At 51.6% G+C, this 13,361-nt stretch carries 12 protein-coding genes; 4 read left to right on the plus strand and 8 right to left on the minus strand.

The genetic code is table 11. The annotated features are described in order from the left end of the window. Positions 1–154: 154 nt before the first annotated feature. Positions 155–1,507, plus strand: a complete 1,353-nt coding sequence (locus tag IE073_RS03690; RefSeq protein ID WP_189581399.1) for a M20/M25/M40 family metallo-hydrolase — start codon at positions 155–157, stop codon at positions 1,505–1,507. A 1,440-nt stretch (positions 1,508–2,947) separates the two neighbouring features. On the opposite strand, the gene IE073_RS03695 is transcribed toward IE073_RS03690, so the two are convergent. Further along, positions 2,948–3,763, minus strand: a complete 816-nt coding sequence (locus IE073_RS03695; RefSeq protein WP_189581403.1) for an RNA methyltransferase — start codon at positions 3,761–3,763, stop codon at positions 2,948–2,950. Between the two features lie 79 nt (positions 3,764–3,842). Here IE073_RS03695 and IE073_RS03700 point away from each other — a divergent pair, with 79 nt between their 5' ends. Both IE073_RS03700 and IE073_RS03705 read left to right on the plus strand, forming a co-directional pair. Continuing rightward, positions 3,843–5,054, plus strand: a complete 1,212-nt coding sequence (locus tag IE073_RS03700; protein WP_189583791.1) for an NADP-dependent isocitrate dehydrogenase — start codon at positions 3,843–3,845, stop codon at positions 5,052–5,054. 19 nt (positions 5,055–5,073) lie between these two features. Then, positions 5,074–5,472: a VOC family protein gene (locus IE073_RS03705; RefSeq protein ID WP_189581406.1), complete on the plus strand. Its 399-nt coding sequence runs from the start codon at positions 5,074–5,076 to the stop codon at positions 5,470–5,472. 49 nt (positions 5,473–5,521) lie between these two features. Here IE073_RS03705 and IE073_RS03710 read toward each other — a convergent pair whose 3' ends face one another. Both IE073_RS03710 and IE073_RS03715 read right to left on the minus strand, forming a co-directional pair. Continuing rightward, positions 5,522–7,714: an NADP-dependent isocitrate dehydrogenase gene (locus tag IE073_RS03710; RefSeq protein ID WP_189581408.1), complete on the minus strand. Its 2,193-nt coding sequence runs from the start codon at positions 7,712–7,714 to the stop codon at positions 5,522–5,524. 170 nt (positions 7,715–7,884) lie between these two features. Further along, entirely contained in the window at positions 7,885–8,748 is an 864-nt protein-coding gene (locus IE073_RS03715; RefSeq protein WP_189581410.1) for a DUF817 domain-containing protein, read from the minus strand. Positions 8,749–8,842: 94 nt separating this feature from the next. On the opposite strand from IE073_RS03715, the gene IE073_RS03720 reads away from it, so the two are divergent. Beyond that, on the plus strand, positions 8,843–9,682 hold the full coding sequence (locus tag IE073_RS03720) for a MipA/OmpV family protein (RefSeq protein ID WP_233349792.1): 840 nt from the start codon (positions 8,843–8,845) through the stop codon (positions 9,680–9,682). 7 nt (positions 9,683–9,689) lie between these two features. Here the strand turns inward: IE073_RS03720 and IE073_RS03725 are convergent, their stop codons facing one another. The 5 genes from IE073_RS03725 to serS are packed head-to-tail and all read right to left on the minus strand — an operon-like array spanning position 9,690 to position 13,291. Further along, positions 9,690–10,232 (minus strand): hypothetical protein, encoded by a 543-nt coding sequence (locus IE073_RS03725; protein ID WP_189581414.1) that lies wholly within the window; start codon positions 10,230–10,232, stop codon positions 9,690–9,692. A gap of 4 nt (positions 10,233–10,236) precedes the next feature. After that, positions 10,237–10,599: a VOC family protein gene (locus IE073_RS03730; protein ID WP_189581416.1), complete on the minus strand. Its 363-nt coding sequence runs from the start codon at positions 10,597–10,599 to the stop codon at positions 10,237–10,239. A gap of 37 nt (positions 10,600–10,636) precedes the next feature. Further along, positions 10,637–11,263 (minus strand): class I SAM-dependent methyltransferase, encoded by a 627-nt coding sequence (locus IE073_RS03735; RefSeq protein WP_189581418.1) that lies wholly within the window; start codon positions 11,261–11,263, stop codon positions 10,637–10,639. A gap of 10 nt (positions 11,264–11,273) precedes the next feature. Beyond that, positions 11,274–12,026 carry a 5'/3'-nucleotidase SurE gene (gene surE, locus IE073_RS03740; protein ID WP_189581420.1) on the minus strand — a complete coding sequence of 251 codons (753 nt, stop codon included), beginning with the start codon at positions 12,024–12,026 and terminating at the stop codon, positions 11,274–11,276. Then, entirely contained in the window at positions 12,023–13,291 is a 1,269-nt protein-coding gene (gene serS, locus IE073_RS03745; RefSeq protein ID WP_189581423.1) for a serine--tRNA ligase, read from the minus strand. Before serS ends, surE begins: the two co-directional genes overlap by 4 nt. Between the last annotated feature and the right edge of the window lie 70 nt (positions 13,292–13,361).

The raw sequence follows: 13,361 nt of genomic DNA on the forward strand, positions 1-13,361 counted from the left end.
CTAATGGGTTTCTTCGACGCCTCCTAGGTCAGACTTCTGAACTTCACATGTTCTATTCTATTTTGCCTCCTTTGTTGGAATATATATTTCCACATGCGAGCGTGGGTGTGTAACAGGATCGGGATATCCCTGCGCAAAATATTGGTTGAATATTATGAAATCTCAGTCGAAACATCTTTGTCGAACTTTTGTTTTATCAGCTATTTTACTCTCGGGATGCTCAAGCGTCGCGTTAAACGAACCGATGCAAGCCAAGGCAACCGCTCAAGCGCAGACCGACGATGTTGCGATCAACACGGTCTATAAAACTGAAATCTTCGCGCTCAAAACCCAAGCGGCTATTCAGGCTGCGTTTGATACCATCAAATCACACCGTGAAGAAAATAATCGCGACATGATCGAACTCAACGAAATCCCGGCGCCACCCTTTGGCGAAGAGGCACGGTCCAAACGTGTCGCCGAAATGTTTCGCGAGGCCGGACTCACCGATGTGAAAATTGACGAAGTCGGCAATGTTATTGCGATGCGACCCGGGCGGACGGGGGCCAAAACAATCGCGATGGGCGGACATATCGACACCGTCTTTCCGATTGAAACGGACGTCACCGTCAAACGCGAAGGCGACACTTATATTGCCCCTGGCATTGGCGACAATACGCGTGGCGTAGTCGTGATGCTTAGCCTGCTCAAAGCCCTCGAAACGCACAATATTCAAACTGAGCATAATTTGATGTTTGTCGGAAATGTTGGCGAAGAAGGCTTGGGTGATTTGCGCGGTATCAAGCATCTTTATCGCGACGGCGCGCCGAAAATCGACACGTTTATTGCGGTAGATGGCGGCAGTGATGATCGCGTGGTTTACGGCGGTGTCGGATCCTATCGCTACCGCGTGACCTTCAAGGGACCAGGCGGGCATAGCTGGGGAGATTTCGGTGATGCCAATCCGCACCATGCTTTGGGGCGCGCCTCCACGCTTTTCGCCGAACGCGCTAAAAAAGTTGCCAGTGAAGGCCCAAAAACGAGCTTTAATATTGGCCGTATTGGCGGCGGAACCTCCATCAACTCCATCCCATTTGAGAGCTGGATGGAGGTCGACATGCGCTCGGGCAATGTCGCCAAACTCGATGAGATGGACGCTGTGTTCAAACAAGCCATGGCAGACGGACTTGCGGCGGAAAACGCGGCCCGCACACGTGGCGGTGAAATTACAGTCGACGTCAAAAAAGTGGGAGATCGTCCCGTTGCAAATGGCGACGCCAGCAGTTCCCTCGTCCAGCAAGCGATGGCGGCAATCGACGCCTTTGGCCTTGATCCGCAATTACGGATTTCATCGACTGACGCCAATATTCCGATCTCGAAAGGCTTGCCCGCAATTACAATCAGTCGCGGCGGCATTAGCGCAGGTGCGCATTCTTTCAAAGAAACCTGGACGGATAAAGACGCACACATCGCAATCCAAATCGCTTTACTAATCACGTTGGCGCAAGCCGAATATGCCGCGCCCTAAAACATACGGCCAAGCGCGAAGGCTTACAGCCCATCTCGTGACTGCCAAGGCAAAATCATAAGCGGGACGGCCCGCAGGGTCAGCACTCGCGACGGAGTACCGAAGATAATAAATTTTGTTTTACGCAAGAGATAACCCTGCGGCTGTGACGTTTTACGCAAAGGCCTCGTTAGTATGTCTCCCGCTTCACCGCTTGCGCCGTCTCGTTGAAACCAAAGTTTCAACTCATCGAACGCAGCCGCGTATGCGGTCAGGCTCCAATGCGTAAGATAATAGGCGAAGCTGTCAAACCAGTCCTATTTCACACACAGCCTTTCGAACCAGTAAGCGACGTCTCACCTGTCCCATGCCCGAAAGAACCTGTGTAGTATGACACGACTTTTTGAGGCGGGGATCATTCTCTTTGAGACTGCGGTGTTATGGCGGATTGTGTAGGTTCAAAAACGGGAAAGATGTTCCCTTTGGGGCTTAGGGGACGTTACGCGATAGCCTAAAAATCGATCCTGTGAACCGATTTTAGTCGGATAAGTCCCCGGCAATGGCAAAGCAGACCCTTAACAGTGTCTTAAATCGCCCAAAGAAGGCCGCTGGAAGTGTTCTGGCAATGAGGCGGTAATCGCCCAAAAATAAGACATTAGGCTCACGCGTCTGGCCTATTGAGACACATAAACTACAACGTGAAATTCACCGCCTCGCGATTCTTTGAAAGTGATCGAAGCCCTCATAGTCAGTCGGAATGCCGACCCAGGATTTTCCCTTGAATTTCAACAAAAGCACACTCGCTGAACTGACCGCGTTATAGTTATAAACCCGCGTTAAATCCGACCAATCATACTGACGAGGTTTTCCCAACCCTTTGATATAAAGAGTATGATGATCATAAGTTATTTTAGTCGTTAATGAGCTTATCGTGACTAGTACTAAAAGGATAAAAATGCCCGACCAAAACACGTTAGACCTCATGGTGATTTCACCCTGAAGGGCTATAAAAAACATAACGAAGAAGACCAAAGTCGCGGCCCAAATCAGTATGAGAGAAATTTTCGACATTGAGCTTTGCTTGAGCTCATATGCATCACCGTTATAAAAAACGGGTTTGGCAGCTGAACGCATCGTAAAATACCCAATTACGATTGAGACAAACAGCAAACCAAAAATCCGTAACCCCACTTCCATTCCTGATTTGTCCCATAGGTGGTTCAATTATGCGTTCAAGATTATAGTTACTAAGCCCAAAGCAGCTGAGTCTTCCAAAATCAATTATCCCTCTGTAGATTTTATCCAGAAAAATGTGAGAGTCTTAAAATAGCCCAAAGTAAGACGCTGGCTGACCTCTGCTAAGCGGGTTTATCTACCGTTTTGATGGGTCTTCTAAATGCACCCAAACAGGGTTTTGGATGAGGGTTACTGCGCCAATGAGTCTGACCTCAAAATCGCAATCTAACCGCCCCGCGCGTTGCCTCGTCCTTTGGCCAGCGCCTTAATAATTCCGCGAAATGTGCGGACTTCTTGTTCGCTCATTTGCGCCCGTGTCAGCGGCGCGCGGATATTTTGGAGCATCAGGTGTTTCTTGGCAGCGGGGAAAAAGAAGCCTGCATTATCAAGCTCTTCTTCCATGTGGTTAAACAATCGCGTGAGGTCTTCGCGCGGGGCGACATCGCTGCGGACACCTTCAAAATAATCGGGAACGCCTGCCCCCATATCTGGTTTCACAGCGTCCGACATGAACTCGCTTTGCGCCCAGATAAAGGCGAACACATTCACCGCCTGCGCAAGGTTTAGCGATTGGAACGCGGGGTTCACGGGATAGGTGAGAATCGCATCAGCCAGAACAACGTCGGCATTGGTTAGCCCCGCTTTTTCAGGCCCAAACAGAATGCCGACCCCCTGCTCGACTTTGCTTCGCATCTCACGGCCGACCACTGTCGTGCCGACAACGGGTATTTCCAGCTCTCGTCGGCGCGCGGTGGCGGCCAAGACATAGGACAAATCGGCTACGGCCGCCTCAACTGTGTCGAACAGCTTCGCATTTTCGATCAATTCGACCGCGCCTGCGGCCATCGCATCCGCGGCTGGGTTGGGCCACCCATCGCGCGGCGCGACCAAACGCAATTCTGTCAGGCCAAAATTCAACATCCCACGGCAGGCCGCGCCAATATTCTCGCCAAGTTGGGGGCGGACAAGTATGACCGCAGGTTGCGGCGCGTCCTCGCGCTCAATCACACGTCCCAGTTGGTCCTTGATGGCTTTACCCATGAATCTCGGCTTTCGTTTGTCGGTGCTGGGTGTTAATGCGCGCCCAACACTTCTTATCCGTCCGCTTAATGAGGAAAACATGGCCAAAATCAAGGTAGCAAACCCCGTCGTTGATATGAATGGGGACGAAATGACCCGCATTATGTGGGACATGATCAAAGACCGCTTGATCCACCCTTACCTCGACATCGACTTGCTCGACTATGATTTGTCCATCCAATCGCGCGACGCCACAGATGATCAAATCACGATCGATGCAGCCAATGCGATCAAAAAGCATAATGTCGGCATCAAATGCGCGACCATCACCCCAGATGAGCAACGTGTTGAAGAATTTGACCTCAAGAAAATGTGGCGTTCGCCAAACGGCACAATCCGGAATATCTTGGGCGGTGTTGTCTTCCGCGAGCCGATCATCTGTAACAATGTTCCGCGCCTCGTGCCGGGTTGGACCCAACCTATCGTGATTGGCCGCCATGCCTTTGGTGATCAGTATAAAGCGACTGACTTCCTCGTCCCCGGCGAAGGAAAGCTAACAATGAAATGGGAAGGTAAAAATGGCGAAGTGATTGAACGCGAAGTGTTTGATTTCCCAGAGGCCGGCGTTGCAATGGGGATGTATAACCTCGACGCATCTATCCGTGACTTTGCGCGCGCCACATTTAACTACGGTTTGCAACGCAAGTGGCCCGTTTACCTATCCACAAAGAATACCATCCTCAAAAAATATGACGGCCGTTTCAAAGATATCTTCCAAGAAATCTATGACACAGAATTCGCAGAGAAATTTGCTGAATTTGGTGGCGAGTATCAGCATCGCTTGATCGACGATATGGTTGCAGCCGCCATGAAATGGTCGGGCGGCTATATCTGGGCGTGTAAGAACTATGACGGCGACGTTCAGTCAGACACAGTTGCCCAAGGCTTTGGCTCTCTGGGCCTAATGACGTCGTTCCTGTTGACCCCAGACGGCAAGACCATGGAAGCCGAAGCGGCTCACGGTACGGTGACGCGCCATTATCGCAATCACCAGAAGGGTGAAGCGACGTCAACGAACTCGACGGCGTCTATCTTTGCGTGGACTCGCGGCCTTGCCCACCGCGGCAAGCTTGACGACAACCAAAAGCTCATCGATTTTGCAACAGGCCTCGAGAAGACCGTCATCGAAACCGTCGAACGCGGCCAAATGACAAAAGACCTCGCCCTCCTCGTCGGCGATCAGCAAGGCTGGTTGACGACTGAAGGGTATCTGGAAGCGATCGCTGAAAACTTTGAACGGAAAATGACTTAGGTCATTTCGAAAGGTCGTCATGCACGGTCTTCGTCTCAATCAAGTAACGCTCGGCGCGATTGATTTCGCGGCGAGCGTTTTATTTTATCAAAATTTGGGTTTGAAATTGATCGTGGACAGCGCGCCCCGATACGCGCGATTTGAATTTCCCGCCTCAGCTGAGGTCTCGGACCCCGCAACGCTGTCTCTGCACGGCGTAGAGGCGGGTTGGACCGCGCCCGCGGATTGGCCGCTAATCTATTTTGAAGTGGATGATGTTGCGGAGTTTCTGACGGACGCAGGTATAGTGCCCTTGGCTTCACCAGAAATGAAATCTTACTTGTGGGAAGAGGCCGATATTCTGGACCCGTCAGGCAACAAAATTCGGATTTTTAAAGCTGGAGCAGCCCGGCGTTTTCCACCTTGGCGTATTGATTAGATCAATCCGACAAGGTGGTTTTTAAAATTAGAATTTGCGCGTAAGCCCTTTAAATAGAACCGATAATTTCGTTTAGCGTCGCGGACGGACGCATGATGTTCGTTACCTTTTTCGCGTCAGCATGATAATATCCGCCCATATCGGCAGGACTTCCTTCATCGGCTTTCAGCTCGGCTAAGATTGTCTCTTCGTTTTCGATCAGCTTCTTTGTGATCCCAGCAAAGTGCGTTTTCAGATCGGCATCCTCATATTGCAATGCGATGGCTTCCGCCCAGAAACGGGCGAACCAATAATGGGATGAACGATTGTCATTATCGCCGACTTTACGTCCTGGTGAATGCCCTTCGACCAACAAGAACTCTGTGGCACGCTCAACAGCTTTACCAAGAACAGCCGCCTTTGGGCGGTCCTTCGTGGCGAGAAAATTAAAGCTCTCACCAAGGGCGCAGAACTCACCGAGGCTGTCCCAGCGAAGATGGTTTTCTTCTTGAAGCTGCTGCACATGTTTCGGTGCTGAGCCCCCTGCGCCCGTTTCAAACAAACCGCCGCCATTCATGAGTTTCACGATGGAGAGCATCTTAGCGGACGTGCCAAGTTCCAGAATTGGGAACAAGTCAGTCAGGTAATCGCGCAGGACGTTGCCTGTGATCGTTACGACGTCATGACCTTTGGTCATTTCCTCTAGCGTGTATCGCGTCGCCTCGCGCGGTGCGAGGATCGGGATGTCTTTACCCGCTGCGGCCAAAGCGGGTTTGATATATTTGATCAGCTCTGCGTCATGGGCTCGGTTTTCGTCCAGCCAGAATGCGGCCAATCCAGTTGCATCAAAGCGCTCAATGCCCAGCTTGATCCAATCCAAAATTGGCGCTTTTTTGGCTGTGCAAGAACGCCAGATGTCGCCTTGCTCAACGTCATGGCTTATGATGACGTCGCCGCCCTCAAGCACGATAGAGATTGTTCCGTCCGCGCTGGCCGTGAAGGTCGTGGGGTGAGACCCATATTCTTCGGCCTTTTGCGCCATCAGGCCGACATTCGAAACCGCGCCACATGTCGTAACGTCTAGTTTTCCGTTCGCTTTGAAAAACTCGACGGTCTCGTCATAGACGGGTGCGTAGCAATTATCCGGAATACAGCATTTTGTGTTCGCTGGCTCGCCATCAGGGCCCCAACCAATACCACCTGCTTTGATCACTGCAGGCATCGATGCATCGATGATGACGTCAGACGAAACGTGGAGGTTTGTAATCCCTTTATCCGAATTGACCATATAGAGCGGTGGTTTGGCGGCAAGTGCCGCTTTCAAATCCGCTTCCATCTCAGCGTTACCGGCAATAAGTTTTTCCAGCGTACCAATGCCCGAATTGGGGTTGAAATCCAGCTTATCGCCATGTTTGGCGAGGAAGTCTTCGAGATAGACCGAAACGAAATGCCCAAAAATGATGGGGTCAGAGACTTTCATCATTGTCGCCTTGAGATGGACGGAGAACAATACACCCGGTTCAATCGTTTCAACGGCGTCCTTGATATAGGCACGCAAGGCTTTTGCGGACATGTATGTTCCGTCAACGATTGTCCCGTCTTCGTAAGATAGGCCGTCCTTCAATACAGTCTCAGCGCCAATCTTGTCCGTGAAGAGAATTTTTGCACCGCCAGCTTGAGCGGCGGAGATAGTCACGGATTTTTCATTCGCAAAGAAATCATTGCCTGGCATGGAGGCGACTGACGTTTTGTTATCCGCAGTCCACTCACCCATACGATGCGGATTGAGCTTGGCATAAGATTTCACAGCTTTAGCCGAACGACGATCAGAATTCCCTTCACGCAAGACGGGATTCACAGCGGAGCCTTTGATCCCATCATATTTCGCCCGTGTCGCTTTTTCCGCATCTGATTGAGGATCGGTTGGATAATCTGGAATGGGATAGCCCTGCGACTGAAGCTCTTTGATCGCTTCTTGCAACTGAGGAACAGAGGCCGAGATATTTGGCAGCTTGATGACGTTTGCGTCCGGCGTTTTAACAAGCTTACCAAGCTCCGCCAAATCATCGGACACGCGCTGTTCGTCAGATAGAAGATCAGGGAACAAAGACAGAATGCGACCTGCCAGTGAAATATCGCGAGTCTCGATTTTGATATCAGCCGCGTCTGCGAAAGCTGAAATAATCGGCAGCAAAGAATTGCGCGCTAACTCGGGCGCCTCGTCGACGATTGTATAGATAATATCGGCTGTGGTCTTTGTCATATCGGTCGATCTCTTAGGCTTTTCAAAGTATTCTCGCCTCTCAGTGATCAACGTCATGCATAGACAGGATCGGAAAGGGTCTCTTAGAGAGGCCTACCTACAGAAATAGGCGACTGTTTCAAAGTGTAATCAAAAATCCTGATGATATTTTTCGCAAGCCGGTGTGTCGGTCATGAAAGTCCGTCAATTTGGCTAGCTTCATGTGTGGGCCTTCGGTGAAGCCAGGCCACCAAGACAAAACTTATGATCATCAATAAGAACCAACTGCCCAATTTCGCCCAACTGACCAAGTGCCATCCCGTCTCCTGCCCCGGGTAGGCCCAGGCCCGGGTAAAGGTGCCAATATTTTCAGCGAACCAAATGAATAATGCGACCAACCCTAAACCCAAAAGCAGCGGCATGGGGCGGTGAACTTCATTTGGTTTGAACCAAATCACGCAAGGACCATAAAGTCCTGCCGCCGCCAAAAAGAGGAGGACGCGGAGGTCGGGACCGAAATGATGGGTGAAGAAATTCAGATAAATCATCAACGCCAAGAGCGCCTGCGCCCAAAGTGGCGGGAATCGATCAAACCGGAATTCAAACAAACGCCATACACGCGCGATATAGCTACCGACACACGCATACATAAACCCAGAAAACAGCGGCACATCCGCAATCCGTAAAAGGCTTTCTTCGGGATAGACCCAGCTGCCCACATGGGTTTTGAAGATTTCCATGATTGTGCCGACGATATGAAAGACAAGGATAACTTTTGCCTCCTCCCACGTTTCCAAGCGCGTCAGTAACATTGCAGCTTGAATCAGGATCGCGCCTATCGTGATGACATCATACCGTGTTACGACCGCGTCTTCCGGGTAGAACAGGAACGTCCCAATCAGTAGTGCCAGCATTAGCCCGCCAAAGATACAGGCCCAAGCTTGCTTGATCCCAAAGGCGACAAATTCAAAAATAGCAAGCGTCCACGGGCCTCTAACGAACCGCGTCTGAAGCGCCGCTTTTTGAGCGTGAAGAAATAAGAGCGGGTCAGCCATATAACGCCTATCCTGTCGGCACAGGGCAACATCAAGGCAGAACTTTGATCATTTTTGGTTGATGCAGATCTCATCCGATGAGTTTAACGCTTATATGAAGCCATCCACCGCCTTCGAACGTAACAAACATATGAAACACCTCACCCACGCACTCCTATCTGCTTTGGTCATTTCCTTTGCACCAATCTCAGCGGACGCTCAGACGGGAGGGGATGAGACAACCGTCGACCTCGGCGGCGCGGTTCTCACGCGCCCAGCCTATGTCGGATCCGATCAATACCAAACCAACCTTCTGCCCTATATCGGATTTGAAAATCTTTACGGGTTCGACATGCGCGGCCTTGCGATCAGTTCAGACGTGATCGAGATGGGCACGGGAAAAGGACCTGGGAAATGGTCGTTAGAAGCTGGGCCGCGCGTGAGCTTTGATTTTGGTCGTGACAGCAGCGACAGTCCCACACTGGCTGGTTTGGACGATATCGACTCCAGCCTACTGTTGGGCGGGTTCACGCGCGCCACATATGGAATTATTGGCTTTGACCTTGCTGTTGGTCAGGATGTGATCGGTGGCCATGACGGGTTTGTCGCTGACGCGTCTGTGGGCACACGCTACCCGGGTCAGGGCTGGTTTGTGGCGCCTATTGTTACCCTTAGCTGGGCCAATCAAAATTTTACGCAAGACATCTACGGCATTTCTCAAGCTCAAACGGCTACTTCCGCGCTTGACCAGTTCAATACAAAGAGCGGGTTTCACCAAGTTTCAGCCACCCTGTTGGGCGGCATAGACCTAGATGAGGATTGGAGCTTAACGGGTCTTATTAGCTACCGCGAAGCCTTGGGTGACTATCGCGATAGTCCGATTATCCAAGCCGAAGATGGCACGGCGGCAGGTGTATTTGCGACAGTTGGCATCGCGCGACGTTTTAATTTTTAACGCCCGCTCAGACGAAAGACAAGAAACACGCAAACGCATCGGCTTCGTCCGCAGGGACATCTGGCCAACGGAAGTCGGAAGCCACGAATTTCTGAACAGAGGACCAGTCCCGCGTAAGTAACGGCTTTCCCGCAACAACTGGGGACGTGTCCGAATAGGATATGATGCAATCCCCGTAGCGGAACTCATAAAAACAATGTTCGCGCCCCGGCTGCTCATCATAAATGAAACACAGGTTATTGCCTCGGACAAACCACTTGCCTTCGGATTGAAACGCCCGCTCTCGGTAGGAAATTTTGCCATTGGTCGATAGTGTTTCGACATAACGTTGATCGCTATGGCGGGTAATGTCGTAAATTCCTGCAATGGTCTGACCCGAATATTGCGCTTTAAGCTCCTCTCCCGTGACCAATTCTAACCGACGCGAGTCTGGGACGAAGTCGTGCAAAATCGGCTGGCTCACGCCGGGCGAAGGCACCACAGTTTGCGCCGAAACGGCACAAGGCAAACCTAAAGCGAAGCAGAAAACAATGCTCTTATTCAAAGACATGTTGCTATTCCTTCACCTCCGTCCAGACGCCTAGTTCATTCCCAGACGGGTCGTGAAAGTGAAAGCGCCGTCCGCCAGGGAAGCCGTAAGTCGGCGTCGATATTTTTCCACCTGCCTGCGCAATTGCGGCCTCAGTGACTTCTAAGTCATCTGAATAAAGAATGACGAAAACGCCCGCAGGATGTGGCGCAATATATTCGCGGCTTTCATCAAAGCCGCCTTCGACGCCTGCCCCATGAAATGCGGCGTAGCCGGGACCATAATCGGTGAAGGTCCACCCAAAAACGTTGCCGTAAAAGGTTTTCATCGCCGTGACGGAAACAGCCGGCAGTTCGATGTAGTGGAGCTTGTGGTGGTTCTCGGACATGTTGGAATCCCTTGCAGCTACGCTCGCAATCGAAAAATCAAAGTGTGCGCGACTTCCCTGCTTCCGCCATATCCAAATCAAGCGGCATGAGTTCCGTTGCCGTCACCTTTGTGCGCGGCTTCTCGAAAAGCGTCAATGTCCCATCGATAACGGCGAGCATTTTACCATTTGGTGCGAGTTGCTCTAAAATCTCTTCGGGTTCTGCGCGTAGAGCATATCCCATAACGATACGATCAAACGGCGCCTGTCCGAGCCAGCCATAACGCCCATCGCCGTGACGCGTCACGACGTTATAAATATCAAGCTGTTTAAACCGTTCATTGGCTTCGCGAATGAGGGTTTTATAGCGTTCCACGGTGTAAATTCGGGTCGCCATGCGTGACAACACCGCCGCCAGATACCCGCTGCCCAATCCCGGTGTCAGGACTTTATGGTCTGGGTTCACATCCAGCAATTGCGCCAATAAAGCCGCGGTCATGGGCGGCGGCAAAGTTTGACCGCATGGAATGGGAACATTGACCGCCTCATAGGCGACGCCACGTTTGTCATCAGGTACAAAAAAGCGACGCGGTGTGAGTTCAATCGCGCGCAATACGGCATTGGATGAAATACCACGACCACGCAGCCGCATGATCATATCAATGAGGCCAGGATCAATGCTCACCCGACAGCGCTCATGATTTTAAAACCGCAAGACTATCTTCATGGGTCAGGTTCGTATGCAGAGGCGTCACGCTAATATAACCATCATAAATCGCGCGAAGGTCTGTGCCCTGCGCTGGGTCGGATCGCTTTGCTCCATAGGTCAGCCAGAAATAATCGCCGCCCCTGGGGTGATCACGACGGTCAACGCCTGTCATCTGGAAGTCGCGGTGGCCTTGTCGCGTGTATTGCAGGCCTTTAACGGCTTCGGGCGCAACATCTGGGAAGTTCACATTCTGAATAACATGCTTGCCCCAGCCTTTGTCCAACAAGGTGCGGATAGTGGGGGCGCCATGGGCCAAAGCGGTTTCCCACGGAAGACTTTTGGCATCTTGAAAACCGCGGGCCAATGACAAGGCGATTGAAGGAATACCCATTTGCATTCCTTGTAACGCCCCGGCTACCGTTCCAGAAAATGTCACATCATCGGCGAGATTTTGACCCCGGTTCACTCCCGATAGAATTAAGTCTGGCAAAGCGTCAGGCATCAGGGCTTTGAGGCCAACGATCACGGAGTCCGTCGGCGTGCCTGTGACAGAATAAATCCGATCGTTTAGCTTTTTCAAATGGACTGGATTGTGGAGCGACACACCACGAGAGGCCGCAGATTGTTCCGTGTCAGGCGCGCAAACCCAAACATCATCTGACAGCTGCAACGCGATTTCGCGCAGGACTGAGATCCCACGCGCATTTACGCCGTCATCATTGGTGAGAAGGATTTTCACCCGATAACCTCTAAACCGCCCATATAAGGCACAAGCGCCTCAGGAACCATGATTGTGCCATCGGCGTTTTGATAATTCTCCAGAACAGCCACCAAGGTGCGACCAACTGCCAAACCCGATCCGTTCAATGTGTGAACGAAGCGGTTGTCTTTTTCAGCATGCTTATAACGGGCATTCATACGGCGCGCTTGGAATTCACCACAGTTCGAAATGGAGCTGATTTCGCGATAAGTGTCTTGGCTTGGCAACCAAACTTCCAAGTCATAAGTTCGTCGCGCACCAAACCCCAGATCGCCCGTGCAGAGTTCCACGACGCGATAAGGCAGCTCAAGTTTCTGCAAGACAAGCTCGGCGCAGCGCAACATATTTTTATGCTCGGCTTCGCTATCCTCTGGCTTACAAACCGTCACCAGTTCGACTTTGTTGAACTGATGCTGACGGATCATACCTTTTGTGTCGCGGCCAGCAGAGCCCGCTTCGGAACGGAAACACGGCGTGTGCGCAGTCATGCGAATTGGGAGTGTGTCTTCGTCAAGGATAGATTCACGCACCGTATTGGTGAGTGAGACTTCTGCTGTTGGAATCAGGTAATGATCTTCACCTGCGGGATATAAATCCTCAGCAAATTTCGGAAGCTGGCCAGTTCCATGAAGAGCGGAAGGCCACACGAGAAACGGCGGGCTTGTTTCTTCGAAACCCTCTGCCGTTTGCATGTCCAACATCAGGGCCGATAAAGCGCGATCAAGACGGCTCAGCGCCCCGCGTAACACAACAAAGCGGCTACCGCTCATTTTCGCGGCCGTTTCAAAATCCATCAGGCCAAGCTCAGTCCCGAGATCATCATGGGCCTTAGGCTCAAAATCGAACGCACGCGGTGTACCCCATTTGGTGAGCTCTACATTTTCGTCCTCGTCCGCGCCATTTGGTACATCCTCGAAAGGCACATTCGGCAAGCTGGCCAAAAGATCATCGAGCTGGGCTTTTTCGCCGTCGACCTGCGCGCCCATAGCCGCGATCACATTTTTTGCGCCTGCGACTTCGGCTTTAAGGCGTTCGGCTTCTTCTTTGTCGCCCTTCCCCATGGCCGCACCAATTTGCTTTGAGGCTTTATTTCTCGCAGCTTCGGCCTCTTGCACAACTTGCATTGCCTTGCGGATCAGCTTGTCCTGATCGAGGATTTTCTTGGAGAGCGGCTCCAGCCCCCGTTTGGCCCAGAGTCGGTCAAACTCTTCGGGGGTTTCACGGATGGCTTTAAGATCGAACATGTCGGGAATCCGGCGGTTATTGAGTGGTTTGCGCCGCTATAGCTACGCCGTGCCTTGGGGTAAAGTATAG

Origin of the sequence: Litorimonas cladophorae, assembly GCF_014652455.1 — a bacterium.
In the GTDB taxonomy this organism is placed as follows: domain Bacteria; phylum Pseudomonadota; class Alphaproteobacteria; order Caulobacterales; family Maricaulaceae; genus Litorimonas; species Litorimonas cladophorae.